The organism is Nocardia rhizosphaerihabitans (assembly GCF_014646295.1).
Classification (GTDB): Bacteria; Actinomycetota; Actinomycetes; order Mycobacteriales; family Mycobacteriaceae; genus Nocardia; species Nocardia rhizosphaerihabitans.
The window spans coordinates 107,825-133,895 of the sequence record NZ_BMNE01000008.1; the positions used below are offsets into that span (position 1 = coordinate 107,825).

The following is a 26,071-nucleotide window of genomic DNA, read 5'->3' on the forward strand; positions in this document are numbered from 1 at the left end:
GTGAGCGTGCGGACCCGGCTCCTGTCGATCGTGCTCAGCTCCAGTGTCGTTCTTCTGGCCACCGGGGGTGGCGCGGCGGTGTACCTGGTGGATTCGGCGCGGGAATCCACCGAATGGGCCGATCTGGCCACCAGCACGACCGCGCCCGCGATCCTGATGGTGTCGGCGTTCCAGGAGGAACGCAGGCTGTCGCTGCTGCGACTAGCCGGTGATCCACCGTCCACGCCTGCCCTGGTCACCGCCCGCCAGCGTTCCGACGAGGCGCTCGCCGCGGTGATCGCCAAGGGTGACGCCGCCCGCGCGCTCAACCCGGACGGCTCCCGCGAGGACATCGAGGGCTACAACAAGCTGTTCGCGATGGTGCCGACCGTGCGCGGTGGCGTCGACACCCTGCAGATCCCGCCCGGGGAGGTATTCACCTTCTTCACCCAGGTGATCGGCACGATCGTCGCCGCGTCCATGCTGGCGGCCCGGGTGGCGCCGACGGCGAAGATCGGCATCGAACTGGGGTATGCCGTCGAGCAGTTGCGTGCCGCCGAGGCGCTCTCGCAGGCCGACACCCTGGGTTCGGTGGCGTTGACCAACGGCCGGATGTCGGCCGACGAACTGCTCGACTTCGGGCGCAGAGTCGGTGAGTTCCGGGGCGAGGTGGCCTATTCCGCGACGATCCTGAAGGGCACCCGGCGCGCGCAACTCGATGCCGTCACCGCGAGCCAGGACTGGCAACAGGTGGTTTCGATGCAGGACGCGCTGTTGGAGCGTGGTCCGGTCACCAACGACCGCGCTGATGGGTCGCTGCCGCTGAGCCTGTCGGGATGGCAGGACGCCTCCCGGCACGTGAATCTCGCCTTGCAGAAACTGTGGCAGGACCAGAGCGCCGACGCGCACGTCATCGCCCGGCAGCAGGGCGAAACCGACCGGCGCAACGCGCTGCTCGGCGGCGCGGTCGTCGCACTGTTCGCGGTGGGCGCGTTCCTGATAGCGCTGTTCCTGGCCAACCGGTTCATCGCCCGCATGCGGCGACTGCGCCACGACACCCTGGAACTGGCCGACGAGCGGATGCCCGATCTCATGCGCAGGCTCGCGGCGGGGGAGCAGGTCGAGGCGAAGCAGGAGTCCTCCCGGCTCGACTTCGGCTCCGACGAACTCGGCCAGGTCGCGGCCGCGTTCAACCGCGCCCACCTCGCCGCGGTCTCGGCGGCCGTCGCCGAGGCGCAGACCAGGGCGGGCATCAATACGGTGTTCCTCAATATCGCCCACCGCAGCCAGGTGGTCGTGCACCGTCAGCTCGCCCTGCTCGACCGCGCCGAACGCGACGAGGGCAATGCCGACCAGCTCGAACTGCTGTTCCAGCTCGACCATCTCGCGACCCGCACCCGACGCAATGCCGAGAACCTCATCATCCTCGGCGGCGAGCAGCCGGGCAGGCGCTGGCGCAATCCGGTGGCGCTGCTGGAACTGGTGCGCGGCGCCATCGCGGAAAGCATGGACTACACCAGGATCCAGACCAAGCAGATGCCCGAGGTGCGCATCGCCAGCCACGCCGTGGCCGATGTGATCCACCTGCTGGCCGAGCTGATGGACAACGCGACGGCGTTCTCGCCGCCGGAGGCTCAGGTCATCGTGTCGGGGGTCGTGGTCGGGCGCGGGGTGGCCGTCGAGGTCATCGATCAGGGGCTCGGTATGTCGGAAGCCGAACTCGCCGAACGCAATGCGGTGCTGGCCGATCCACCCGAGTTCAGTGTGGCGGCACTGTCCGGCAGTTCGCGGCTCGGCCTGTTCGTGGTCGCGAAACTGGCGAGCAGGCACAACATCTCGGTGCGGCTGGCCGAATCGGTCTACGGCGGCGTGCGTGCGGTCGTGCTGATTCCGTCGGCGCTGGCCGAGGCCGCCGATCAGTCCTCGCCGATCTCCGGTCAGTTCCCGGCCGTCTCGCCGCGCGCATGAGCGACGAACGCGAACACTGGTACGAGGAGGACGCGGGGCCGATCGTGCGTCTCTACGCGGTGACCCGCGGGCGCGGCCGGACCCAGCGCGACGAACTCGACCTCACGACACTGCTGGTCGACGCCGGCGCGGGCACCCGCCTGCGGCGCACCGAACCCGAATACGCCGCGATCGTCGAACTGTGCCGGACGCCGATGGCGGTCGCCGAGGTCTCGGCGCACCTCGGGCTGCCGCTGAACCTGGCCAAGGTGCTCATCGCCGACCTCATCGACGAGGGCAGGCTGGTCGCGCGGGCCCCGCAGCACCGGACGGTCGGCAGTGCCGACCTCGATGTGCTGCGGGCCGTCCTCGCGGGGATCCGCCGGGTCGACAGCTAGGCGAGCGTGGCCGCCAGCCGCTTGGCGTTCATGTAGCCGATTGCCTCGATGGTCACCATCGGGTTCACGCCGGGCGCGGTGGGGAAGCTGGACCCGTCGGCGACGACGATATTGTCGACCTCCCAGGTGGCGCCGTCCGGGTTGGTCGCCGACAGTTCCGCCGTGCCGCCCATGCGCGCCGAGCCCATGATGTGCAGGGCGCCCATCGAGCACCGGCCCGGCCCGTAACCGGCCTTCTTGCAGGCCGCGTCGAACTCCGCGAGCGAACCGCGCACGCCGGGTTCGAACGAGACACCGGCCTGATGGCCGGAGTAGATGCGTTGCGCGCCTGCGGCTTCCAGCACCGAGGCGGCGCCGACGATGCCGGTGTGCAGGTGGTTGGCGTCGTAGTCGGACAGGCGGTACTTCACCACCGGCTCGCCGCTGCCGTCGATCGACACGGTGCCCGGATCACGGTCGCGGGTGATCACGCCGATCGAGTTGGTGCGCGCGAAGTCGAGCATGGTGGCGCGATGCTGCGCGGCGCCGCGCCAGCTCATGAATCCGGTCGCCAGGCCGGGGTGGATCGGGCCGGTCTCGTAGATGACGCCGTAGCCGTTTCCGTCGAGGTCGGCGTGGTGCCTGCTGATCCGCGCCTGCAGCGCGCCCTCCCACGGACGGATCTCCTCCTCGAAGACTCCGAACACCGCGGCGGCGGGATGCAGGCGCAGATAGCGGCCGATGTTCTTGTTGCGCAAGCCCGATCGCTGCAGCAGGGCCGGTGTCTGGATGGCGCCCGCGGCGACGACCACCGCGCGCGCCCGCACGGTGATCTCGACGCCGTCGGAGGTCCGTGCCGTCACCGATTCCGCCTTACCGGCCTTCACCGTGATCGAGCGGACGTCGGCGTCGACCACCAGCCGCGCACCGTGCTCGGCGGCATCGGAGAGCCAGGTCTTGGTCACCGACTGCTTGGCGCCGAGCCTGCACCCGTACCCGCAGCGACCGCATTCGACCGCGGCGTCGCAGGCGTCGCCGACATTGCGCGGCAGGGTGTCGACATCCCAGCCGAGGGCCTTGGCGCCGCGTTCGAGAATGCCGTCGCGGGCCGAGAGCGGGGACTTCTTCCCGGTGACGCCGATGCGGCGCTGCACCGTGTCCAGGGCGTCGCCGAATTCGTCGTCGGCGAACTGGGGAACACCCGATTCCGCCCACTCCTTGCGCACCCCATCCGGGGTGGGCAGCGAGGTGCTCCAGTTGACGACGGTGCCGCCGCCGAGGCAGGTGCCCGCCACCAGCGTGATCTGGCCCTCCGCCGAGGCCGCCGGACCGGGGGCGTAGAGGCTGGTCAGCGCATCGAGCTCACCGTTGCCGAAATCCTTGTCGTCGTAGTAGTTTCCGCGTTCGAGCACCACCACGTCGAGACCGGCTTCGGCCAGCACCGCCGCCGCGGCGCCGCCGCCCGCCCCGGAGCCGACCACGACGACATCGCAGTCGAGAGTGGTCGATTCGGTGAACCGTTCCGGGGTGAGGGCCGGTGCGGGCGCGTTCGCGGACGGGCCGGTCGGGGCCGGATAGCCGATCTGCTCCCACAGCGGGTTCGTCCCGGTCGGGCCGGGGGTCACGTTGTAGGCCAGCAGCGAGGCCTGCTTGAGTGCCTGGAACACCGCCCTGGCCGGCGCCAGCCCGGAATCGGCCAGGCGCAGCAACGCGGCCTCGCGCCGCTCCTGCGACAACGACGAGAACCGGCGGAAGCCGCTGCCGGTCACCAGGCCGAAGGCGCGGGAGTCCCACAGCCCCAACAACATCGCGAGCTGCTTCTTGTCCGCCTCGCGTGGATTGCGGCCCAGGATCCGGAAGATCGTGTCGACCGCGCCCAGCTCGGTCGCCGCAGGCAGATCGAGCCCGTCACCGGGCAGGAACGTGTCGCAGATCAAACCCAGCGCTGCCCGCTGTTCGGCTGTCGGCTCCATGCGGAAACCACCCCTTCTCACTCTGGGGTGAGTTGTATCACGGGGCGTGCGGGCGCGCTGGGTGTCAACGGGTTTCGGGCCGGGCGGCGATCGCCCGGCCCGATCGGCCGCTAGTCGCGGCTGGTGGTGACCGTGAACTGGAGCGTTTTCCGGGTGGCGGTGGACAGCGCAACCTCGGCCGTGTACTGCGTCTTCGGCTCACCGGGGTAGGCGGTCACCTGATAGCGGCCGGGCTGGAGCCCGCGAAAGCTGACCTGGCCGTCGGCGCCGGTCGACAGGTGCCGGTGGATGGTGTCGCCACACGCGTCGAGGCCGGTGAGGGAGACCTCGCCCCCCACGATCCGGGCGCGGGTGGTCGAGGCGATGAGGATCGCGTCGATCTGGCCGGTGGCGGCCGGGCTGGGCGCACGTAGCTTGTGGTCGTTTTGTCGCGATTGTCTGACTTCGCAGGTCGAGATCTGTTCGACCGTGTCGGCGTGACCGGGATGGGCTCCCGCGCCGCTCACCGCGCCTGCTGTCACAGCTGCTGCGGCCAATCCGATCGTCAAACTCCGGGCAACGACGCTACGTGGCATTTCGCCGAATTCCTCCTGTTTCCTCGGTGACTCTGGGACACGCTGGGACGTTCATGAGGTATCGCTCGCGCGGCGAGCTTACTGGTGGGAATTCCAGGCTCGTCAGCGGAGTTCCATAGAGGCGGTTGTGGCAGTTCTGTGCGACCGTGGAGGCTCTACGAAGGAGGACGCGTGACCGAAACCCGTAAGGCGATTCTGGCCGGTGGATGCTTCTGGGGCATGCAGGATCTGATCCGCAGGCAGCCGGGAGTGCTGTCCACCAGGGTCGGCTACACCGGCGGCAGCAACGATCACCCCACCTACCGCAATCACCCCGGCCACGCCGAGGCCGTCGAGATCGAATACGACCCGGCGCAGACCGACTACCGGGCCCTGCTCGAGTTCCTGTTCCAGATCCACGACCCCACCACCAAGGACCGCCAGGGCAACGACATCGGCTCGAGCTACCGCTCGGCCATCTTCTATCTCGACGACGACCAGCGCCGCACCGCCCTGGACACCATCGCCGACGTCGACGCCTCAGGCCTGTGGCCGGGCAAGGTCGTCACCGAGGTGACTCCCGCGAGCACCTTCTGGGACGCCGAACCCGAACACCAGGACTACCTGATCCGCTACCCCGACGGCTACACCTGCCACTTCCCCCGGCCGGGCTGGAAGCTCCCCAAGCGCGAAAACGCGGACAAGTAACCCCACCACCCGATCGCCCCGGCTCTCCCGCCGGGGCGATTTTGGTTTCTCGGCCCTGATGCTGCTGAATCTTGTTGGTTCCGAGCATTATTCAGCGGTTGCTGCGCTGCTCCGCTCAATTGCCGGACTCGCGGAATATCTGGCACCGCAGGTGGGGCAGGTGATGTGAAATGATCTGATGCGTCGGCGTGACCGTGGCGCCGGATCGGAAGACTCATATCGGCGGCTTCGGTCGTCGCACAAGGTGAGGGGATGCGATTCGGATGACGTATGGACAGCAGCAACCCGGGTATCCACCGGCGGGGCCGAAAGTCGGTGTCGGCGACGCCATCGGTTACGGGTGGGACAAATTCAAGAACAATGCGGTGGTGTGGGTCGCCATCGTGCTGATCGCCTTCATCATCCAGGTGGCGATCAACTTCCTCTTCGGTTTGGGCAACACCACCGATACCGATGCAGACGGTGACTTCAGCATCGCATTCGGTATCTGGCAGTTCATCGGCACGGTGGTCAGCGCCGTGGTCGGCTATTTGATCTCCGCCGCGTTGGTGCGTGGCGCGTTGCACGAAACCGATGGGCGCAAGCCGGGATTCGGTGACTTCTTCAAGTTCACGAATGTCGGCGCGGTGATCCTGGCCGGCATTCTGGTCGGTTTGGCGACCGGTATCGGTTTCGTGCTGTGCATCCTGCCGGGTCTGGTGATCGCCTTCTTCACCTGGTGGACGATGCAGTTCGTGATCGACCGCGATCAGGACGCGATCACCGCGATCAAATCGAGTTTCTCGGCGATATCCAGCAATGCCGGACCGTTGCTGCTGCTGGCGCTGGCGCTGTTCGGTATCAATCTCGTCGGTGCGCTGCTGTGCGGTCTCGGCCTGCTGGTGACGGTGCCGCTGACGATCATCGCCTCGACCTACGCGTACCGGGTGGTGACGGGCGGTCCGGTCGTCGGGGCGGCGGCTGCGCCGGAACCGGGGTACCCGCAGTACGGCGGGCCCGCAGGCGGATTCGGTCAGCCGGGGTATCCGGGTGAGCAGGGATACCCGGGTCAGGGTCAGCCCGGTCAGTACCCGGGTCAGCCCGGTCAGTACCCGGGTCAGCCCGGACAGTACCCAGGTCAGCCCGGTCAGTCGGGCTATCCGGGACAGCCCGGTCAGCCAGGATCCGGTGGTCAGCCGGGCTACGGTGGCCCCGGTTACGGCGGTCCGGCCGAAGGCGGCCCGGGCTACGGCGGACCGGCCCAGGGTGGTCAGGGCTACGGCACCCCCGGTCAGGGACCCGGCTACGGAACGCCCGGCGGTCCCGGCCAGGGACCCGACTACGGAACACCCGGCGGACCCGGCTCCGGCCCCGATCTCGGCAAGCCCGGCGAGGGCTACGGCGGTCCCGAAGAGAACCGCTGACCGAAATCGACAAGGGGCGTGCGATGACCACATCGCACGCCCCTTTCGCGTACTACTCGCAGCCGACGCCGTTGCCGTCGCGGTCGAGGCCGTACTCGTCGGGGCCGATCACGTCGACGCGTCCGGTGTAGTAGGGACCGTTCCCGCTGCCGCCTTCGCAGTCCACATCGCTGACGATGGGCAGGCAGGGGGAGTAGGACTTGTGGCAGTTGCCGGACGGTTGTGCGGTGGCCACGGCCGGCGTCGCGATCGCGAAGGCGAAGGCCGCGATGGCAGCGGATCCGAGGGTGACGGCGTATTTCATGGTGCTCCGATCAGTTGTGCAGCGGCGCACAGCTTTTCACGGGTGGGCGGTTTGCCGGAAATCTGCCGGTCGGTACCTGCGGGTAGTCTCGGAGTCTCGAACGCCGGGGAGGTCTGATGCGGGGGAAGTGGCGAGGGTGGTCGTGGTGGGTGCGCGGCGCGGTGGTCGCGCTCGTGTTGCTCGTTGTGGTGTCGTTGCCGGTTGCCGGCGCGGTGACCTACCTGCTGGCCCAGAACATCGGTGAGCAGTCCGAGCAGGCGCGGACCAGGGGCAAGGACGCGTTCTGGCTCGGGCACGCGTGGGTGGACGGGCGCCGGACCGACGCCGATGTCGACCAGTTGGCGACCATGGTGGCGGGCACCGGAATTCGTGACCTGTACGTGCACACCGGTCCGCTCGAGCACGACGGGAGTCTGCGCGACGATCTGGCGCCGCGGGCGCGATGGTTCGTCGACGCGGTGCACGCGAAACTGCCCGGCATCCGGGTGCAGTCGTGGCTTGGCGATGTCGTGCAGCCCGAATTCGACGGCCTGGATGTGGAGTCGGCGCAGTCGCGCGAGCGGGTGGTGGCATCGGCGCGGCGGGTGCTCGCGTACGGATTCGACGGGGTGCACTACGACTTGGAGCCGGTGCGGTCCGGATCGCCGGGATTCCTCGCGCTGCTCGACGCGACCAAGGCGGTGACCTCGGCTGCGAGAGTGCCGCTGTCGGTGTCGGCGCCGGTCATCGATCCGCTGCCCGGGCTGCACTCGGTGGGTCTCGCGGTCGCCGACCACGGGAAGTGGTGGAGCCAAGCCTATTTCGCCGACGTGGCGCGTCGCGTCGACCAGGTGGCGGTGATGTCCTACGACACCGCCATGCCGACAAAGGCGCTCTACAGCGGGTACGTGGCGCAGCAGACCGAACTGGCGGCGGAGGTGACCCCGCACGAGGTGGATCTGCTGATGGGGGCGCCCGCGTTCTGGGCCGACGATCCGGGGCATCACGGTGCGGCCGAGACGGTGGCCGCCGCGGTACGCGGGATTCGGCTCGGGCTCACGAGCGCCGATGTCGAGCGCGCGAACTTCGGGGTGGCGCTGTACGTGGATTTCGCTGCCAGGCCCCAGGATTGGGCCGACTATCGGCGGGGATGGTGCCGACTGCCCTGATGCGGTCAGGCCGCCGCGGTTCTGCTCAGCCACGGGTGCTCGGGGTGGACCTGCGCCAGCCAGGTCGACAGCCGGGCGCGCCGGTCCTCGGACAGCAGCGGCAGGACCCGGTGGAAATCCGCATCGTCCTTGGCGCGTGTGGCCTTTGCCTTGAACAGCAGGACCACCTCCGGGATCACATAGGGGATGCCGGACGGCGTGGTTCGGATCAGCTCGGCGTAGGGCAGCGTGATCGTGGGGTCGCGCCGGCAGATCCAGGTGTCGCCGCGGTGCGGTTCGCGGAAGACGTCGAGGTGGAACGCGCCGGTGAACGGGTCGCGTAGCCAGGCCTGATGCAGGTCGGTGCGGTCGGCGGCGTTGGCGAAGGGCCAGAGATGGCCGTCGCCGACGATGTCCCATTCGTATTCCGGGAACGCGGCCGCGATCTCGGGGAAATCCGCTCGGGGAACGGCGATTTCGATGTCGGCGTGGGCACGGGAGATGCCGCCGGCGAACAGGTCGACGGCCCAGCCGCCCGCGACCGCCCACGGCGCGGTGCAGGCACTCAGACGGGCGGCGACCACGCTCGGGGTCCACGGGTCCCAGCGGCGATCGGCTTCGGTTGCGGTGATCGGACGTGCACCGTCCGGCGAACTCATGCCTCCATCATGTCCACCGGCGCGGGCCGCGCAAGGTTGTTGTGGCCGATGGTGATCGAGGTGAGACGGGTTCGTGAGGAATCAGCGTCGGCGGTCCATGAGCCAGGCAAGGGGACGACGGTGGTGCGGGCGGGCGCGATCCTCCCAGCGCGGGTTGTCCTCGTCGCGGCGATAGACCGGGACCTTGCCCGCGACGGTGAAGCGCAGATCCCGTGCGGTGCCGACGACTTCGCCGTCGGCGGCCACCGCGACCGGAGTGTGCACGGCCACCGACAGCTCGTGCATCTGGCGTTCGCCGTAGACCCGGCTGTGCCCGATCGCGGCCAGCATCAGCGCGATGACCGCGCGGGTGCGGGAGAACCGCACATCGGCGCGCAGCCAGCGCACGTCGAGCAGGCCCTCGTCCAGCCGGGAGCGGAACGCGGGGACGGCGCCGTGCGGGTGGTACGGGCCGTTGCCGACGAACAGGAACCACAGATCGTGCCAGCGGTCGTCGAGGCGGATGCGGATCGGTTCGGCCTGGTGCAGGGTGACGATCAGCGCGGCGGCGAACGCCGGCCACTTGCCCCAGCGGTCCTCCCATTTCTCGCGCAGGCGGACCAGATCGGGATAGGCGCCGATGCTGGCGGTGTTGATCAGGTAGTGGGTGCGCGGACCGTCGGTGTTCTCGAATTCGACTGCGGCGATGTCGACTTCGACGGCCTCGCCCGCGCCGGTCGCGTCGGCGACCTCGCGCAGGTCGTAGACGCCGAGATCGCGGGCGAAGTGGTTGAGGGTGCCCGCCGGGACGACGACCAGCGGCAGCTCGTTGCGGAGTGCGACGGCGGCGGCCGCGGCGATGGTGCCGTCACCGCCCGCCGCGCCGACCGCGACGATCGACGGGTCGAGTGCCTCCTGCAACAACTCGGCGGCGTCGCGATCGGGCTGGGTGTGCAGCAGGGCCGCCGCGGGCAGCGCCTCGGCGATGTCGGGAGTCGGGTCGTAGGTGGAGTCGCCCGAACGCGGATTGATCAGCAGCAGTAGGCCTTTGCCGTCGACCAGCGCGGGGACGTCGCGCACCACGTGCGCCTCGGCCTCGTCGGATTCGCGAATCGGCCACCACCGGCGGGTGGCCAGCGCGACGCTGGTGCCGACGGCGGCGCCGACCAGGACATCGGAGGGCCAGTGCGCGCCGGTGTGGATGCGCGAATAGGCCACCGCGGCGGCCACCGGCGCGACGGCCAGCGCGGTGCGCGGGCTCTCCAGCGCGACGGCGGTGGCGAAGGCCGCCGCATTGGCGCTGTGGCCCGACGGGAACGACGACGAGAACGGCTGGTCGATCAGTCGTCGGCCGTGCGGCATGAGCTCGGCCGGTGGACGGCGGCGCGGGATGAGCGACTTGAGCACCAGATTGACCGTGAAACTCGACCCGGCCAGGGCGATCGCCCCGCGCAAGGCGGCGCGCCGCGGCGGGCCCGGTTTCACCGCCAGCAGCGCGGCCGCCGCCAGCCACAGGCCGCCGGTGTTGGCCGACCTGGTCAGCCGCAGCATGCCGCGATCGGCTGCCGACTCCGGAATCCGGGACACTGCCCGGCTCATGACGACGTCCATGCGGGCGACCCTGCGGAACCTGCGGCCGTACAACTCACTCACGGTCACGACCTTACAGCCGTTGCCGATCATCGGCTTTCGGTAAATCGGCCCCGGTCACCCCGACCGGAACCGGATCAGGGCGCCGGGATCGTCGGCGGATCGCAATCCGCCGTGGACGATTCGCCGGACAGCGACTGCAGCACGCAGCCGAGGTTGATCCCGCGCCCCCGATTCCTGGGGCCACCCGGCGAATCGGGAGGTTCGCGCGGCGCGGGGACGGACCGATAAGCTCGGGCCCATGACCGACAACGCGCTGCTCGAGGGCCCCATCCACGCTGTTCATGTCGAGCTCGGAGCCACCTTCGCGCCGTTCGGCGGGTGGGAGATGCCGGTGCAGTACGGCGGAACCGTCGGCGAGCACACCGCCGTGCGCACCACGGTCGGCCTGTTCGATGTGAGTCACCTGGGCAAGGCGACCGTCGCGGGACCCGGCGCGGCGGCGTTCGTGAACTCTGCGCTGACCAACGACCTGGCCAGGATCCGGCCGGGCAAGGCCCAGTACACGCTGTGCTGCGCGGCCGACGGCGGCGTGATCGACGACCTGATCGCCTACTACGTCGGCGAGGACGAGGTGTTCCTCGTGCCGAACGCCGCGAACACCGCGGCCGTGGTGGCCGAGCTGCAGAAGGTGGCGCCCGCCGGGATCACCGTGACCGACGAGCACCGCGAGTACGCGGTGTTCGCGGTGCAGGGCCCCAGGTCGACCGAGGTGCTCACCGCGCTCGGCCTGCCGACCGACATGGAGTACATGGCCTACGCCGACGCCGAGTGGGACGGCCGCCCGGTGCGGGTGTGCCGGACCGGCTACACCGGTGAGCACGGCTACGAGCTGCTGCCGCGCTGGGACGACGCGGAAGCGGTGTTCCGCGCGCTCACCGAGCAGGTGCTGGCGGCAGGCGGGCAGCCCGCCGGGCTCGGCGCGCGTGACACGCTGCGCACCGAGATGGGCTACCCGCTGCACGGCCACGAGCTGTCGCTCGACATCACCCCGAACCAGGCGCGCACCGGCTGGGCGGTCGGCTGGAAGAAGCCGGAGTTCTGGGGCAAGGCGGCGCTCGAGCAGGAGAAGGCCGACGGTCCCCGGCGCACGCTGATGGGTCTGAAGGCGCTCGATCGCGGCGTGCTGCGGCAGGGGCAGACCGTGCTGCGCGACGGCGAACCGGTCGGGGAGACCACCTCGGGCACGTTCTCGCCGTCGCTGAAGGTCGGCATCGCGCTGGCGCTGCTCGACACCACGGCGAAGCTGGAGCCCGGCGACGAGGTGGAGGTCGACGTGCGCGGGCGCAAGCTGCGCTGCGAAGTGGTCAAGCCGCCGTTCGTCGACACCAAAACGAAGTAATTACGCGCAAAAGATAGGATCGCATCATGACAGTCGCTGCACAGTTCACTCGTATTCCGCATCCGGCGCCCCGTTCGGCGCAGCAGCGGGAAGAGGTACTGGCGGCTCCCGGTTTCGGGCGGTTCTTCACCGACCACATGGTGTCGATCGATTACGCCGACGGCGAGTGGGGCAACGCGCGGGTCGAGCCGTACGGCCCGCTGTCGATGGACCCGGCGACCATGGTGTTCCACTACGGCCAGGCGATCTTCGAAGGGCTCAAGGCCTACCGCCAGCCCGACGGCAGCATCGCCACCTTCCGGATCGACGCCAATGCCGCGCGCTTCCGCCGCTCGGCGGCCAGGATGGCGATGGCCGAACTGCCGGAGGAGCTGTTCGTCGAATCCGTGCGTCAGCTGCTCGCGGTCGACGCCGACTGGGTGCCCGCCGCCGGTGGCGAAGAGTCGCTGTACCTGCGGCCGTTCATGTTCTCCACCGAGGCGGGCCTCGGCGTGAAGCCCGCCTCGGCCTACAAGTACCTGCTGCTGGCCTCGCCGGCGGGCGCGTACTTCCCGCGTGGCGTGAAGCCGGTGCGGGTGTGGCTGTCGACCGAGTACGTGCGGGCCGCGCCCGGCGGCACCGGTGAGGCGAAGGTGGCGGGCAACTACGCCGCCTCGCTGCTGGCCCAGGCCCAAGCCACCGAGAAGGGCTGCGACCAGGTCGTCTGGCTCGACGCCTGCGAGCGCAGCTACGTCGAGGAGATGGGCACCAACAACCTGTTCTTCGTGTTCGGCACCGGCTCCGAGGCCCGGCTGGTCACCCCGGAACTGTCCGGTTCGCTGCTGCCGGGCATCACCCGTGACTCGCTGCTGACCCTGGCCGCCGATTCCGGGTACCCGGTCGAGGAGCGCAAGGTCTCGGTCGAGGAATGGCGCAAGGGCGCCGAATCCGGTGAGATCAGTGAGGTTTTCGCGTGCGGAACCGCCGCGGTCATCACGCCGGTCGGCTGGGTGAAGTCGGCCGAGGGCGAGTTCAGCATCGGCGGCGGCGAGCCCGGCGCGGTGACGATGGCGCTGCGCGACACGCTGACCGGCATCCAGCGCGGTACCTTCGCCGACTCCCACGGGTGGATGCGCACGGTGTAGGCATGGCATTCGGAAGGAGCGGGTCCGGAACGGGGCCCGCTCCTTTCGTCTGTCAGCCCGGCATCAAGGCCTGCCACTGCTGCAGGGTCTGCGGCCGCAGCACGTAGTTGTTGTCGCGGATCGAGGACAGTTCGGCGCTGGGCTCCTCGGAGTACCAGTGGCCGGGGTAGACGACCGGGTTGCCGTCCAGCGCGGCCAGATGACGCAGGCTGCGGAACATCTCGTCGGAGTCACCGCCGGGGAAGTCGGTGCGGCCGCAGCCGTCGACGAACAGGGTGTCGCCGGAGATGAGGCGGCCGTCGAACAGGAAGCACTGGCTGCCCGGCGTGTGGCCGGGGGTGTGCAGGAGTTCGATCTCCAGCGCGCCGACCTTGACCTTGTCACCGTTGTCGTGTCCGGTCAGCTCGCTCGGCGCGATCCCGGTGGTCTGGGCGACCCAGTCCAGTTCCTGCTTGTTCACGTGCACCGCGACGCTGGTCTTCTCCAGCAGCTCGCGCACGCCACCGAGGGTGAAACCGAGCATGGTGCCGCCGACGTGGTCGGGGTGGTGGTGGGTGGCGAGGACGCCGGTGACGGTCATTCCGTCGGCGGTCGCGACGTCGACCAGGTCCGATGCCTTGTACGCGGGGTCGACCACGACGGTCTCGCCGGTCTCCCGGTCGCCGATCAGATACGCGAAATTACGCATCTGCGTGGCGATCGGATCGCCGACGGCGTAATCCCGGCCGGACAGCAGCTGGCGGAAGTAGAGGCGTTCGGAAGACATGTCATCACTGTATTGCCACCGGTGTGCTGGGGGAGCACCCGAGTACCGATGAGCGGACGGTCTGTGGGACCACACAACCGGCGGTGCCCCGGAATTATGAACAGTGCAGGTTTCACATTGCGGGGCGTGATTCACCCTGCGAGCGAGAACCCAACAGCCGCAAATGAAACCGTGATCTCGACCGCGGCGCCGAGCACGTCACCGGACAATCCGCCGAATCGCCGGACGCTGTGACGCGTGATCAGCACCGACACGGCGAGGACCGTGACGGTGACCAGGGGGCCGAGCCAAAGGTTGCCAGGGACCGCGAAAACCGACCAGCCGGTGGCCAGCGCCGACCAGATCAGCACCGGGGCGAGGGGCTGGGTGCCCGCGACCAGCGTCCCGAACCCAGAGTCCGGGGCAGCGTTGATGCCGCGGCGGCAGGCGAGGACGACGGCGACCCGCCCGAGCGTCACGGCGAGCGCGATGGCGAGCCAGCGGCCCTCGTCGGCGAGGGCGGCGAAGGCGACGGCCTGGATCGCGATGGCGAAGATCAGCGCGGCGACGCCGAACGGGCCAGCCCCGCCGGACTTCATGATCTGCCTGGCCCGCTCGGGCGGACCGTAACTGCCGAGTCCGTCGGCGGTGTCGGCGAGACCGTCCAGATGCATGCCGCGGGTGAGCAGGGCCAGCAGCCCGACGGTGAGCAGCCCGGCCAGCATCGTGGTGAGTCCGGCCGCGACCGACAGGCGCATCGCCGCCGTGGCGAGACCGCCGAGCAGCAGGCCGACCAGCGGCGCGAGCGCGATGGCGTGACCCGCGGCCCGGCGGTCGACAGTGGCCGGTCCGGTAATCGGGAGAACCGTGAGCCACGAAACGGCCAGCCGGATGCTGTTCACGACGACACCCGGCCGGTGGTCGACACCATTCGAGTGGACCGCGCCGGAGGGCGGCGGTTACCGAGCTGCGCGGCGTACGGTCGATGCCCGGCGGACCGGCGCACAACTCGCTGAACGGAGCAGGCGGGATCGTGTGACGACCGGGTCGTGCGGGCCGCCGTCGGCGCCGAGCTCACTTGACCAGGTCGATGGCGTCCGGCTGGTCGGCCGTGCTGACACCCGCGTCGGCGAAGGTCGACATCTCGGCGAGGGTGGCGACGGCGGCGCGCAGGATCGGCAGGGCGGTGAGCGCGCCCGATCCTTCGCCGAGGCGCATGCCGAGGTCGACCAGCGGTTCCAGGCGCAGGTGCTTCAAGGCCAGGTCGTGGGCGGGTTCGGTAGAGCGGTGGCCGGGCAGCCACCATTCCTTGGCGCCCGCGGCGATGTCCTCGGCGACCAGAGCGGCGGCGGTGACGACGACACCGTCGAGGATGACCGGGGTCCGGCGGGTCGCGGCCTGGGCCAGGAATCCGGTCATCGCGGCGAAGTCGGCGCCGCCCGCGACGCGCAGCAGGTCGACGGGATCTTTGGCGACGGGACGGGCGCGGCGCATGCCGTCGCGGATGGCGGCGACCTTGCGGATCCAGCCCGCGTCGTCGACGCCGGTGCCGCGGCCGACGGCGGCGACCGGCTCGGTGCCGGTGAGGGTGGCGATCAGGACGGTGGCGGGGGTGGTGTTGCCGATACCCATGTCACCGGCGATGAGCAGGTCCGCGCCGGCGTCGATCTCCTCGTCGGCGATGGCGCGGCCCGCGGCCAGCGCGGCGGTGACCTCGTCGTCGGTGAGGGCGTCCTCGCGGTCGATCGAGCCGCTGCCGCGGCGCACCTTGTGCTGGGAGACGGACGGATCGGTGTCACCCGCGACGGCGATATCGGCGACCCGCACCGTCGCGCCCGCGACCGCGGCCAGCGCGTTCACCGCCGCGCCGCCCGCCAGGAAATTGGCAACCATCTGCCCGGTGACCGCGCTCGGATACGCCGAGACACCGTATTCGGCGACCCCGTGATCCCCGGCGAACACCACCACGCGGGCCCGCTCGAACTGCTTGGGCGGGCACACACCCTGGCAGGCGGCGATCCAGTTGCCGAGTGTCTCGAGCCGTCCCAGCGATCCGGCAGGCTTCGTGAGCTGCGTCTGGCGCTGCTCGGCCGCCGCGCGCACCTGCGCGTCCGGGGCCGCTACCGGCGCGAATCCATGAGTCACTGGGAAGCCTTTCGACAGTGGTGCCTGGTGTCGACGCTCATCTTGCCCGGATCAGGGTGCGTCGCGCCGACCGACCCGGCTCATTTCAGCCGGACCGGCAGCCCGGCGACGATGAGGAACGCCTCGTCGCACACCTGCGCGAGCCGCTGGTTGAGCGTGCCGATCTCGTCGCGGAACAACCGGCCCGAGCGGGTCGCCGGGATGACACCCATTCCGACCTCGGGCGAGACGATCACCAGCCGCTGCCGATAGGCCTCGACGGCCGCGACGAGCGCGTCGCAGTCGGGGGCCACGGTGCCGCGCGGGGCATCCCAGGCGGCGCGGGCGTCGAGGCGGGCGGTGAGCCAGGTGCCGATGTCGTCGAGCAGGGTCGCGGGCGCCTCGGTGGCGAGAACCGTTGCGGGCTCGGTGTTCTCGACCGTCGACCAGTGCGCGGGCCGACGCTCGCGATGGCCCGCGATCCGGTCGGCGAAATCATGGTCGGCCGGATCGAGAACCGCCGTCGCCAGGTACCGGACCGCAGGGGCATCGGCCACCAGACTCTCGGCGAAGGCCGACTTGCCGGAGCGCGCGCCGCCGAGGACGAGGGTGCGGGTTGGCCCGACGCTGGCTGGCATCCCAGCACCGTAGCAAGCGCTGCGCCGACCGTTCACCGGTCGGCTCATGGTTGGACTGGGCACCGGACTGCCGAACGCCGAGCGGTCGACTCACTGCGCGCCGAGCGCGTCCAAGATCATCGGACGTGCGGTGGCGAGGGATAGCTGCCAGTACGGCCAGGTGTGGGTGCCGTTGCCGAAGTCGACGCGGGCGGGGATGCCCAGGGCGGCGGTCCGGTCGCGGAAGATGCTCGCCGCGATCACCGCGAACGCTTCGATCCCGGCCGCGTTGATCGTGTCGCCGACAGCGCTCGGCAGGTCGAGCGGCCCGGGGACACCGTTTCCGCTGGTGACGTACACGGGCAGGCCACGCAGCCGTTCGGCCTGGACGGTGGCGTCGTTGCGGCTCCAGGCGGGATCGCCGGCGGCGCCCCACATGTCGTCGATATTGAAGCCGCCTTCGTGCAGCATGGCGGCGCGCATGGCGTGGTTCCATATCGGATAGGTCGGGTTGAGGAACCCGGAAAACGATCCGGCGAAGCGGAACTGGTCGCGATGGTGGGCGGCCAGGGTCAATGCCGCATTGCCGCCCATGGAGACGCCGACGATCGCGTTGTTCGTGCGGGAGACGCCGTATCCGGCCAGGAAGTCAGGCAGTTCGCGGGTGAGGAAGGTTTCCCACCTGTAGGTCGTGGCTTGCTGATTGGTGCTGCTCGGGCGGTACCAGTCGGTGTAGAAGCTGGAGTGGCCGCCGACCGGGAATACCAAAGTCACATCGTCACCGGCGAATTGGCGCAGCGCGTCGGTATCGGTGGTCCACTGGCTGTGGTCCGCGGGCGCGCGCAGCCCGTCGAGCAGGTACAGCGCCGAACTGCCGCCACGCGCCGCCCACTGCACCTGGACCTTGATCGGGCCCATGCTCGACGGAACGAACAGCTCCTCGAAACCCCCTGCGGGAGCGCGTGATACCGGCGCGGCAGCGGCCACGGACATCCCGATCGACGACACGACCACGGCGGCCGTGACGACCGCTCTGATCAGCCTGCGAAGACTTCCCCACCCGGTATGTGACACCCGGCCAGCCTGGCCAGCGGCGTACCGCCGAGTCAAGGCGATGCTGAGGGTATACAGACCGGGCAGGTAGGGAACTGTGCTGTTCACCAATCGAATCGCCGCCGCGAGAGAAATTTAGATGGCTTGCCATGTATCCACCTCGCCGACCGGGCGCGGCGATTACGCCCGGAACTCACCGCGACCGCGCGCGAGGTGAATGCCCTTGCCACCGCCGGGCTTTCGGACTCCGACCGCGAGGTGTTCCTGCGTCTGATCCGCCACGCGATCGTCACTCTGGAGGGGTAGCCGTGCTCGCTCGAATCCATCCCGTCGCCGGTGTGATCGGACTGCTCACGATCCTCACCTTCTGGACGTCCACCGTGCTGACCGAGCTCTTCGGGTCCGAAGCCGCCGTGCGCGCGGTGAAACTGGCGATTCCGTGGGGGCTGCCGGTGCTGGTGCTCGCGCTGGCCGTCACCGGGGGCAGTGGGTTCCGGCTGGCGGGCGGCTCCACCGATCCGATCATCGCCGCGAAGAGGCGCCGGATGCCGTTCATCGCGGGCAACGGTCTGCTGGTGCTGATCCCGTCGGCGATCACGCTCGCGGTGCTGGCGGGAACGGATCGGTTCGGGGCTGCTTTCTACGGCGTGCAGGCGCTGGAGCTCACCGCGGGCGCGGTCAATATCGTGCTGATGTCGCTCAATGCGCGGGACGGTCGTCGGCTGCGGGCTCGGGGGTAGGTGTGCCGAAGCGGCGGCGGTACTCGGTAGGGGCGATGCCGACCTGGCGCTGGAAGTGGTGGCGCAGCAGGGCGCCGGAGCCGAAGCCGGACTGGTCGGCGATGCGCTCGAGCGGCATGTCGGTCGCCTCGAGAAGGTGCTTGGCGAACAGGACGCGCTGGGTGGTGAGCCACTTGACCGGGGTGGTGCCGGTTTCGGCGGCGAAGCGGCGGGCGAAGGTGCGGGTGGACATGCTCGAGCGCGCGGCCAGCTCGTCGACGGTGTGCGGGTGGGCGAGATTCTCGGTCAGCCAGGTCAGCGTGGTCGACAGGCCCTCGGACCGGCATTCGGGCACCGGCTGCTCGATGAACTGGCGCTGACCGCCGTCGCGCTGCGGGGGGACGACCATCCGGCGGGCGATGCCGTTGGCGGCGGCCGTGCCGATCTCGCGGCGGACCAGATGCAGGCAGGCGTCGATGCCCGCCGCGGTGCCTGCGCTGGTGATCAGGTTGCCCTCGTCGACGAACAGGACATCCGGGTCGACGGTGGCGGCGGGGAACTGGGCGGCGAGGATGTCGACGTAGCGCCAGTGGGTCGTGCACTTGCGGCCGTCGAGCAGCCCCGCCTCGCCGGCCAGGAACGCGCCGGAGCAGACGGTCAGGACGATCGCGCCCGCCTCCGATGCCGCGCGGACCGCCTCGACGACCCTGTCGTCATAGCTGTGGCCCAGGCTGAACGGGAAGGCGGGGATGGCGACGAGATCGGCGTGCACGAGCTCGTCGAGGCCGTACTCGGGCGTCACCGTGACGCCCGGGGTGGTGGAGCGCAGCGGCTTGCCTGGCGTGGCGCCACAGACCTTGAAGTCGAAGCCGGGCAGGCCGTCGGCGGTGCGGTCGAGTCCGAAAACCTCGCAGACGACGCCGAATTCGAACATGGCGAGTTTGTCGTTGAGGACGACGCCAACCTTTGACAGCATCACCCCATGCTATCTGGCTGAATCTTTACGCACAATGACAGAACAGCCACTTTCGGCCGAAAAGCAACGAGCGCAAAATTTCTGCCATGGTTACTTTCTTGATCGTCCTCGCCGCCATCATCGGACTCGCCGTCCTCATCGGCCGCGGCACCGCCGGATCGACCGGGGTCGTCGACCGGGACGCCCAGCGGATCGACGCCGAACTGTCCGCCATCGCCGGCTATGCGAACTACATCCGGCCCGGCCACCACTGACAGCACGAATGCCGCCCCACCCGACGGGTGGAACGGCATTCGTGACAGGGATAACTCAGACGGCGTCGCCGGGGCCGACCCGCGGCTTGGGCGCGCGCATCTTGCGGATCTGGGAGGCGCGGACGAACGCGTACCAGCCCAGCTTGAAGCCGGTGTCGGTGGTGTCGGGGAAACGCTCGATCACCCGGTTGTTCACGATCTTGCCGAGCACGAAGCCCTCGATGATCATGAACACCATCATGACCAGCATCGCGAGGGTGACGATGGTCTGCAGACCCGGCGCGACGAACATCGACATGATCAGCACCAGCGCCATCGGCATGAACAGGCCGACCAGGTTGCGGCGCGCGTCGACCAGATCGCGCACGTAGGCGCGGACCGGGCCCTGATCGCGCGGCAGCAGGTACTTGTCCTCGCCCGCCAGCATCCTGGCGCGGCGATCCTGCACGGCGGCGCGGCGGTCGGCCGCGGCGGCCTTGCGGTCTTCCTTGGTGCCCTTGACCGCCTTGCGGCGGGCGCGGGCCTCCTTGGCGGTCATCGGGGCGGGCGCGACCGGGCCGCGCCGTTTGCCTTCGGCCTCACGCCTTTTCGGGGTCGGGCGACCCTTGCCCGGCGTGGTGGAGGCGGGTGCGGGAGCGGTCTGTTCGACGTCCGGCACCGAGGGGTCGACGGACTCGTCGATGGTGCTGGACTCGTCGCGACGGAACAATTTCACGTTCACCAGGCTATTCGATGATGCCGACCATCGGGAAATGCGGTCCGGTCAGTGGTGCGCCCGGTCTCACCGGCGCCTGGTGTGCGAGCTGGATCACTCCGATCCGGCAGGTACTGTGGGGTGAACCACCCAGGTCGAATCCACGCTGCGTGGCGCGGGTGGCAAAATAGGAATAGCAGCCGCCGCGATGGTGTTGAAATCAGTCGTGCGCTGTGCACCTGAGGTCCGTTTCACGGGCCGGCCGACTTAGGAGTGTCCATGACTGTGCAGAACGAGACCGCCACCGAGACCCACGGTGCGACGCTGACCGACGCTGCCGCCGCCAAGGCGAAGGCGCTGCTCGACCAGGAAGGTCGCGACGACCTGGCCCTGCGGATCGCCGTGCAGCCGGGTGGTTGTGCCGGTCTGCGCTACCAGCTCTTCTTCGACGATCGCGTCCTCGACGGTGACATCGTCGTCGAGTTCTCCGGCGTGAAGCTGGCCGTCGACCGCATGAGCGCCCCCTACATCCAGGGCGCCTCGATCGACTTCGTCGACACCATCGAGAAGCAGGGCTTCACGATCGACAACCCGAACGCCACCGGCTCCTGCGCCTGCGGCGACTCGTTCAACTGAGGTTGGGCGCCCACGCCGTGGAAAACGCTGGGGTTGCGCAGAGGTGAACCAGCGGGGGTAGCGGCTTGCTACCGTTGAAGTCCGGGATCTGATGATCCCGGACTTCTTGCTTTCCGCGCCTAGTGTCGAAGGGGCCTTGCCTCGTGTCTGTTGCTGTGTCCGCGTCCATCGCCACCGACCACCTCATGCGATTTCCCGGCAAGTTCGCCGATGTGCTGCTCGCCGATCAGCTCGACCATGTGTCCCTGAGTTTCCTCGTCGACGATCTGCAGATCCGTCGCGGCGGCGTCGCGGGCAATATCGCCTACGCCATGGGCCTGTTGAAGCAGCGTCCGGTGCTGGTGGGCGCCGTCGGCGCCGACTTCGCCGAGTACCGGCAGTGGCTGGAGAGCAACGGGGTCGACTGCTCCGCCGTGCACATCTCCGACAAGGCCCACACCGCGCGGTTCGTGTGCACCACCGACGAGGCGATGGCGCAGATCGCGTCGTTCTACCCGGGTGCGATGAGCGAGGCGCGCGATATCGATATCGCCGCGATCGCCGCCGAACACGATGTCGACCTGGTGCTGGTCGGGGCCAACGATCCCGAGGCGATGGTCGCCCACACCCGGCAGGCCAAGGCCGAGGGCATCGCCTACGCCGCCGATCCGTCCCAGCAGCTGGCCCGCCTCGACGGCGAGCAGGCCGCCGAGCTGGTCGACGGAGCCGCCTACCTGTTCACCAACAAGTACGAGTGGGCCCTGCTGCAGCAGAAGACCGGGCTCGGCGAAGCGGAGATCACCGCGAAGGTCGGCATCCGGGTCACCACGCTGGGTTCGGAAGGCGTGCTGGTCGTCGACGCCGACGGCACCGAGGTCCGCGTCGGCGTGGTGCCCGAGGTGGCCAAGGTCGACCCGACCGGCGTCGGCGACGGCTTCCGCGCCGGGTTCCTCACCGCCCACCGCGCCGGCCTGAGCCTCGAGCGTTCCGCCCAGCTCGGTTCGCTGATCGCCGTACTGATCCTGGAGACCACCGGTACCCAGGAATGGACCCTCAACAAGGACGAGGCCGTCGAACGCCTCACCAAGGCCTACGGCGCCGACGCCGCCGACGAGCTGTCCGTGCTGCTGTAACCGAAAACCGAACGCCCCCTCGATCTTCCGATCGAGGGGGCGTTCGTGCGTCGCGGGGACTACAGCGAGACCGGGTAGACCGGCTCCTGGATCTCCGGCTTGATGCGGTCCTCGACGAAGATGCCGTGCCAGACCATGAAGACGAGCAAGGTCCAGAGGCGGCGGCTGTGGTCGGAGACGCCGGCGCGGTGGTCGCGCAGCATCTGCAAGACGGCCGGCTTGTTCAGCAGGTGATCGGTCTGGGACTCCGCGATCTGGGTTTCGGCCCAGTCGTAGAGTTCGGTGCCGCGCAGCCAGTGCCGCAGCGGAACCGGGAAGCCGAGCTTGGCGCGGTTGAGGACGTGGTCGGGAACGATCCCGTCCAGTGCCTGGCGCAGCGCGTACTTCGAGGTCTCCTTGGTGATCTTCTGGTCGTAGGGCAGGCCCTGGGCGACGCGCATGACCTCGTTGTCCAGGAACGGCACGCGCAGTTCCAGGGAGTTGGCCATGGTCATCTTGTCGGCCTTGACCAGGATGTCGCCGCGCAGCCAGGTGAACAGATCCAGGTGCTGCATGCGGGCGACCGGGTCCCAGCCCGCGGACTGGGCGTAGATCGGGGCGGTGACGTCCTGGTGGGTCCACTCGGGGCGGAACTCGCGCAGCACCGAGCGCAGCTGCGCGTCGTTGAAGCTGCGGGCGTTGCCGTAGTAGCGGTCCTCGAGGGTGAGCGACCCTCGCTGCAGCAGGGACTTGCCGCGCTTGCCGTCGGGGATCTTGTCGCCGAGCTTGCCGACGAGCTTGCGCAGCCCGGCGGGCAGGTACTCGAAGGGCTTGAGCGACAACGGCTCCCGGTAGATGGTATAGCCGCCGAACAGCTCGTCGGCGCCCTCGCCGGAGAGCACCACCTTGACGTGCTTGCGCGCTTCCTTGGCCACGAAGTACAGCGGCACCAGCGCCGGGTCGGCCACCGGGTCGTCGAGGTACCAGACGATCTCGGGGATGGCGGCGGCGAACTCGGCGGGGGAGACCACCTTGACGATGTGGCGGGCGCCGATCAGCTCGGCGCTCTCGGCGGCCACGTCGACCTCGGAGTAGCCCTCGCGCTCGAAACCGGTGGTGAAGGTGATCAGCTTCGGGTTGTGCCGCATCGCCAGCGCCGCGATGGCGGTGGAGTCGATGCCGCCGGACAGGAACGAGCCGACGGTCACATCGGCGCGCATGTGCTTGGCGACCGAGTCCTCGAGCGCGGCGGCGATCTCGGCGTAGCGGGCCTGCGCGGCGTCAGTGTCGATTCGGCGACCGCTCGAGAGCCTCCGTGGCCACGCTCCGCTACCGCCTCCGGCTCGCCGTGCGGTCGCCGGGGCGAACGGGCGGACCCGGAAGTCGGGCCGGAAGTAGCGGGTGGCCTTCGGCGCCTGCCCGACCTGCACGGTGGCGTAGGTGCCGGATTCGAGGCGGCGGATGTTCTTGTGCAGCGACTCGGGCTCGGGCACGTACTGCAGCACCGTGTAGTGCTCGAGCGCGCGCGGATCCAGCTCGTCGGAGACCCCGAGCGGGTTGAGCAGTTCGAGGACGCTCTTCTTCTCGCTGGCGAAGGCGGTGCCGCCGGGGCCGGTCGCGTAGAACAGCGGCTTGATGCCGAACGGGTCGCGCGCCAGGAACAGCTCCTGGGTCTCGGTGTCCCAGATCGCGAAGGCGAACATGCCGCGCAGCTTGCGCACGGCCTCGGGGCCCCAGAAGTGGAAGGCGGCCACGATGGACTCGCCGTCGCCGTCGGTGGCGAAGATCTTGCCGTCGGGGAACTCGGCGCCGTGCTCGGCGGCCAGCTGCTCGCGCAGTTCCAGGTAGTTGTAGATCTCGCCGTTGAACGTCATCGCATAGCGCTGCGGGTTCTCGGCGGGGCCCCAGCGCAGCGGCTGGTGCGAGTGCTCGATATCGATGATCGAGAGGCGGTTGAAGCCGAAGATCATGTGATCGTCGTGCCAGGTGCCCTTCTCGTCGGGCCCACGGTGCCGCTGGCAGTGCAGCGCGTCGTACACCTGATCGACCACCTCGGTCGTCGCCGTATCAGCTGACAGGAATCCGAGCAGTCCGCACACGGTGTCGGCAACCTTCTCTCGTTCGATGATGGGGTGGCCACTTCCGGGCCCAAACGCTGTGTCCGAGTATGCCGCACACCGGTGCGACGCGCCGCGCGCAACCCGTCGCCACCGCCACCGCGACGCGCTGGGAGCGGCAAACCGCAGGTCGCCGCATCCGGGACGGTCGCGACGGAGTGTCGAATACGACCCCGCGACAAGTCGGCGCCCGCTTTGGTCTACGCTGCGTAGTACTCAGGTCCTTCTCAGGTGTGCGGGCTTCACAGCGGCAATACTCGAGGGCGGCCTGAAACGTGCTTGAAAGCGGTGTCGGAACGGGCGGATCGCGGCCCGGACGACGCAATGTGTCGGAATGTGTAGCGACCAGGAAGGCGTGAGCGTGGCGCACAAGGCGAGCGAAGAGATCGGGGCACGACCCGTTCGGGGTCGGCAGGGCCGCATCCTTCGACGGGCCGGGCTGGCGGTGTCCTTGGGGATCACTGCCGTCCTCGTCTCGGGCTGCTCGATCGACAATGTATGGCTGCGGTTCGGCTGGCCCTCGGGCATCACGCCGCAGGCCACCCGGATGCGGGAGCTGTGGACCTGGTCCGTGCTGGCCGCGCTCGCCATGGGCGTGCTGGTCTGGGGTCTGACCTTCTGGACCGTCATCATGCACCGCAAGCGCAAGGACTCCCCGGAGTTCCCGCGCCAGACGGGCTACAACGTGTCGCTGGAGCTGACCTACACGGCGATCCCGTTCGTGATCATCGCGGTGCTGTTCTACTTCACCGTGGTCGTGCAGAACTACGTGCACGAGAAGACCGACAACCCGGATGTCACCGTCGACGTGACCGCCTTCCAGTGGAACTGGAAGTTCGGTTACCGCAACATCAACAATGTCGGCGGGCTGACCTGGAACGGCATCGACACCGAGCGTGAGCTGATCAACGAAGAGCAGCTGGCCGAGTACGCCGAGCGCAAGAACGAAGAGGGCCACCCGCAGCCGGGTCCCCTGCACGGCAAGCCGGCCAACGACCTGCTCTCGTACCTGCACTACGACAAGGTCGAGACCATCGGCTCCAGCGACGAGATCCCCGTCCTGGTGCTGCCGACCGGTAAGCGCATCGAGTTCCAGCTCGCCGCCGCCGACGTGATCCACGCCTTCTGGGTGCCGGAGTTCATGTTCAAGCGCGACGTGATGCCGAACCCGAAGGAAAACCAGTCCGACAACGTCTTCCAGATCTCCGAGATCGAGAAGGAAGGCGCGTTCGTCGGCCGCTGCGCCGAGATGTGCGGCACCTACCACTCGATGATGAACTTCGAGGTCCGCGCGGTATCGCCGGAGAAGTACGCCAAGTACATGCAGGCGCGCATCGACGGCAAGACCAACGGTGAGGCCCTCGAGTCGATCGGCGAGTCGCCGGTGGCCACCTCCACGTACCCCTTCAACACCAAGCGTGACATCAAGAGCGCTTCGGTGAACGAGAGCAAGTGAGGATTCTGATATGAGGATCGAAGCGCGGATCTTCGAACTGCTCACGGCGTTCTTCATCCTGGTGGGCATCGTCTACGGTTTCTTCACCGCGCAGTCGCGCACCGGCATCGAATGGGCCGGTACGACCGCGATCGTGCTGACCGCGGGCCTGTCGCTGATCATCGGCACCTACTTCCGGTTCGTCGCGCGCCGCATCGACCTGCGGCCCGAGGACTACGAGGAGGCCGAGATCGTCGACGGCGCCGGTGACCTGGGCTTCTTCTCGCCCGGTAGCTTCTGGCCCATCACCCTGGCCGCCGCCGGTTCGGTGACCGCGCTGGGTCTGGCGTTCTTCCAGATGTGGCTGATCGCCCTCGGCGTCGTGCTCGTGCTCGCCGCCGCCGCCGGTCTGGTGTTCGAGTACTACCTCGGCGCCGAGAAGCACTGAGCGACTGCTACAGAGAGACAAAGGAAGGGCCCCACC

At 69.0% G+C, this 26,071-nt stretch carries 27 protein-coding genes; 14 read left to right on the forward strand and 13 right to left on the reverse strand.

All coding sequences use genetic code 11. From position 1 onward, the window contains the following. Entirely contained in the window at positions 1–1,947 is a 1,947-nt protein-coding gene (locus tag IEY60_RS28635; RefSeq protein ID WP_229740210.1) for a sensor histidine kinase, read from the forward strand. Beyond that, positions 1,944–2,324, forward strand: coding sequence for a DUF742 domain-containing protein (locus tag IEY60_RS28640; protein ID WP_189033622.1), 381 nt, complete (start codon positions 1,944–1,946; stop codon positions 2,322–2,324). The genes IEY60_RS28635 and IEY60_RS28640 overlap by 4 nt, the downstream gene beginning before the upstream one ends. Here the strand turns inward: IEY60_RS28640 and IEY60_RS28645 are convergent. Further along, positions 2,321–4,276 (reverse strand): GMC family oxidoreductase, encoded by a 1,956-nt coding sequence (locus IEY60_RS28645; RefSeq protein WP_189033623.1) that lies wholly within the window; start codon positions 4,274–4,276, stop codon positions 2,321–2,323. The genes IEY60_RS28640 and IEY60_RS28645 overlap by 4 nt on opposite strands. Positions 4,277–4,386: 110 nt before the next feature. Continuing rightward, the gene (locus IEY60_RS28650) at positions 4,387–4,824 is read right to left on the reverse strand and encodes a carboxypeptidase-like regulatory domain-containing protein (protein WP_189033624.1); all 438 of its coding nucleotides are present in this window, start codon (positions 4,822–4,824) and stop codon (positions 4,387–4,389) included. Between the two features lie 198 nt (positions 4,825–5,022). Between IEY60_RS28650 and msrA the strand changes: the two genes are divergently transcribed. Continuing rightward, positions 5,023–5,538: a peptide-methionine (S)-S-oxide reductase MsrA gene (msrA, locus tag IEY60_RS28655; protein ID WP_189033625.1), complete on the forward strand. Its 516-nt coding sequence runs from the start codon at positions 5,023–5,025 to the stop codon at positions 5,536–5,538. A 263-nt stretch (positions 5,539–5,801) separates the two neighbouring features. Next, a complete protein-coding gene (locus IEY60_RS36020) occupies positions 5,802–6,941 on the forward strand; it encodes a DUF2189 domain-containing protein (protein WP_229740211.1) in 1,140 nt (379 codons plus the stop codon). 52 nt (positions 6,942–6,993) lie between these two features. Here IEY60_RS36020 and IEY60_RS28665 read toward each other — a convergent pair whose 3' ends face one another. Beyond that, on the reverse strand, positions 6,994–7,245 hold the full coding sequence (locus IEY60_RS28665) for a hypothetical protein (RefSeq protein ID WP_189033626.1): 252 nt from the start codon (positions 7,243–7,245) through the stop codon (positions 6,994–6,996). Between the two features lie 116 nt (positions 7,246–7,361). Between IEY60_RS28665 and IEY60_RS28670 the strand changes: the two genes are divergently transcribed. Then, positions 7,362–8,393 (forward strand): glycoside hydrolase family 18 protein, encoded by a 1,032-nt coding sequence (locus tag IEY60_RS28670; protein ID WP_189033627.1) that lies wholly within the window; start codon positions 7,362–7,364, stop codon positions 8,391–8,393. A 5-nt stretch (positions 8,394–8,398) separates the two neighbouring features. On the opposite strand, the gene IEY60_RS28675 is transcribed toward IEY60_RS28670, so the two are convergent. Next, positions 8,399–9,031: a nucleotidyltransferase domain-containing protein gene (locus tag IEY60_RS28675; protein ID WP_189033628.1), complete on the reverse strand. Its 633-nt coding sequence runs from the start codon at positions 9,029–9,031 to the stop codon at positions 8,399–8,401. 81 nt (positions 9,032–9,112) lie between these two features. Beyond that, positions 9,113–10,663: a bifunctional phosphatase PAP2/diacylglycerol kinase family protein gene (locus IEY60_RS28680; RefSeq protein ID WP_229740212.1), complete on the reverse strand. Its 1,551-nt coding sequence runs from the start codon at positions 10,661–10,663 to the stop codon at positions 9,113–9,115. A 238-nt stretch (positions 10,664–10,901) separates the two neighbouring features. Between IEY60_RS28680 and gcvT the strand changes: the two genes are divergently transcribed. Continuing rightward, positions 10,902–12,002, forward strand: a complete 1,101-nt coding sequence (gene gcvT, locus IEY60_RS28685; RefSeq protein ID WP_189033629.1) for a glycine cleavage system aminomethyltransferase GcvT — start codon at positions 10,902–10,904, stop codon at positions 12,000–12,002. A gap of 26 nt (positions 12,003–12,028) precedes the next feature. Then, positions 12,029–13,126: a branched-chain amino acid aminotransferase gene (locus tag IEY60_RS28690; RefSeq protein ID WP_189033630.1), complete on the forward strand. Its 1,098-nt coding sequence runs from the start codon at positions 12,029–12,031 to the stop codon at positions 13,124–13,126. 52 nt (positions 13,127–13,178) lie between these two features. Here the strand turns inward: IEY60_RS28690 and IEY60_RS28695 are convergent, their stop codons facing one another. The 5 genes from IEY60_RS28695 to IEY60_RS28715 all read right to left on the reverse strand — a co-directional run bounded on the left by IEY60_RS28695 (position 13,179) and on the right by IEY60_RS28715 (position 17,605). After that, on the reverse strand, positions 13,179–13,892 hold the full coding sequence (locus IEY60_RS28695; RefSeq protein ID WP_189033631.1) for an MBL fold metallo-hydrolase: 714 nt from the start codon (positions 13,890–13,892) through the stop codon (positions 13,179–13,181). 131 nt (positions 13,893–14,023) lie between these two features. Next, positions 14,024–14,773 (reverse strand): adenosylcobinamide-GDP ribazoletransferase, encoded by a 750-nt coding sequence (locus IEY60_RS28700; protein ID WP_189033632.1) that lies wholly within the window; start codon positions 14,771–14,773, stop codon positions 14,024–14,026. Between the two features lie 172 nt (positions 14,774–14,945). After that, positions 14,946–16,016, reverse strand: a complete 1,071-nt coding sequence (gene cobT, locus IEY60_RS28705) for a nicotinate-nucleotide--dimethylbenzimidazole phosphoribosyltransferase (protein WP_189033633.1) — start codon at positions 16,014–16,016, stop codon at positions 14,946–14,948. An 80-nt stretch (positions 16,017–16,096) separates the two neighbouring features. Beyond that, on the reverse strand, positions 16,097–16,633 hold the full coding sequence (gene cobU / locus IEY60_RS28710; RefSeq protein WP_189033634.1) for a bifunctional adenosylcobinamide kinase/adenosylcobinamide-phosphate guanylyltransferase: 537 nt from the start codon (positions 16,631–16,633) through the stop codon (positions 16,097–16,099). Positions 16,634–16,723: 90 nt separating this feature from the next. Next, a complete protein-coding gene (locus tag IEY60_RS28715; protein ID WP_189033728.1) occupies positions 16,724–17,605 on the reverse strand; it encodes an alpha/beta hydrolase in 882 nt (293 codons plus the stop codon). A 204-nt stretch (positions 17,606–17,809) separates the two neighbouring features. Here IEY60_RS28715 and IEY60_RS28720 point away from each other — a divergent pair, with 204 nt between their 5' ends. Further along, positions 17,810–17,971 carry a hypothetical protein gene (locus IEY60_RS28720; protein WP_189033635.1) on the forward strand — a complete coding sequence of 54 codons (162 nt, stop codon included), beginning with the start codon at positions 17,810–17,812 and terminating at the stop codon, positions 17,969–17,971. A 2-nt stretch (positions 17,972–17,973) separates the two neighbouring features. Then, positions 17,974–18,405 carry a hypothetical protein gene (locus IEY60_RS28725; protein ID WP_189033636.1) on the forward strand — a complete coding sequence of 144 codons (432 nt, stop codon included), beginning with the start codon at positions 17,974–17,976 and terminating at the stop codon, positions 18,403–18,405. Here the strand turns inward: IEY60_RS28725 and IEY60_RS28730 are convergent. Further along, positions 18,365–19,360, reverse strand: a complete 996-nt coding sequence (locus tag IEY60_RS28730; protein WP_189033637.1) for a helix-turn-helix domain-containing protein — start codon at positions 19,358–19,360, stop codon at positions 18,365–18,367. The two genes, IEY60_RS28725 and IEY60_RS28730, sit on opposite strands and share 41 nt — an antisense overlap. 86 nt (positions 19,361–19,446) lie before the next feature. On the opposite strand from IEY60_RS28730, the gene IEY60_RS28735 reads away from it, so the two are divergent. After that, positions 19,447–19,614 (forward strand): hypothetical protein, encoded by a 168-nt coding sequence (locus IEY60_RS28735; protein ID WP_189033638.1) that lies wholly within the window; start codon positions 19,447–19,449, stop codon positions 19,612–19,614. Positions 19,615–19,669: 55 nt separating this feature from the next. On the opposite strand, the gene IEY60_RS28740 is transcribed toward IEY60_RS28735, so the two are convergent. Beyond that, complete coding sequence (locus IEY60_RS28740) at positions 19,670–20,329, reverse strand: DUF3043 domain-containing protein (protein WP_189033639.1); 660 nt, start codon at positions 20,327–20,329, stop codon at positions 19,670–19,672. Positions 20,330–20,587: 258 nt separating this feature from the next. On the opposite strand from IEY60_RS28740, the gene erpA reads away from it, so the two are divergent. Together erpA and IEY60_RS28750 are read left to right on the forward strand one after the other, a co-directional pair. Next, entirely contained in the window at positions 20,588–20,944 is a 357-nt protein-coding gene (erpA, locus tag IEY60_RS28745) for an iron-sulfur cluster insertion protein ErpA (protein ID WP_067496006.1), read from the forward strand. Between the two features lie 185 nt (positions 20,945–21,129). After that, on the forward strand, positions 21,130–22,056 hold the full coding sequence (locus IEY60_RS28750) for a carbohydrate kinase family protein (protein WP_373291784.1): 927 nt from the start codon (positions 21,130–21,132) through the stop codon (positions 22,054–22,056). A gap of 59 nt (positions 22,057–22,115) precedes the next feature. Here the strand turns inward: IEY60_RS28750 and asnB are convergent, their stop codons facing one another. Then, a complete protein-coding gene (asnB, locus tag IEY60_RS28755; protein ID WP_189033641.1) occupies positions 22,116–24,134 on the reverse strand; it encodes an asparagine synthase (glutamine-hydrolyzing) in 2,019 nt (672 codons plus the stop codon). Positions 24,135–24,486: 352 nt separating this feature from the next. On the opposite strand from asnB, the gene ctaC reads away from it, so the two are divergent. Together ctaC and IEY60_RS28765 are read left to right on the forward strand one after the other, a co-directional pair. Next, positions 24,487–25,608 (forward strand): aa3-type cytochrome oxidase subunit II, encoded by a 1,122-nt coding sequence (ctaC, locus tag IEY60_RS28760; RefSeq protein ID WP_189033642.1) that lies wholly within the window; start codon positions 24,487–24,489, stop codon positions 25,606–25,608. A 10-nt stretch (positions 25,609–25,618) separates the two neighbouring features. After that, positions 25,619–26,035: a cytochrome c oxidase subunit 4 gene (locus IEY60_RS28765; protein ID WP_189033643.1), complete on the forward strand. Its 417-nt coding sequence runs from the start codon at positions 25,619–25,621 to the stop codon at positions 26,033–26,035. Positions 26,036–26,071: the final 36 nt, after the last annotated feature.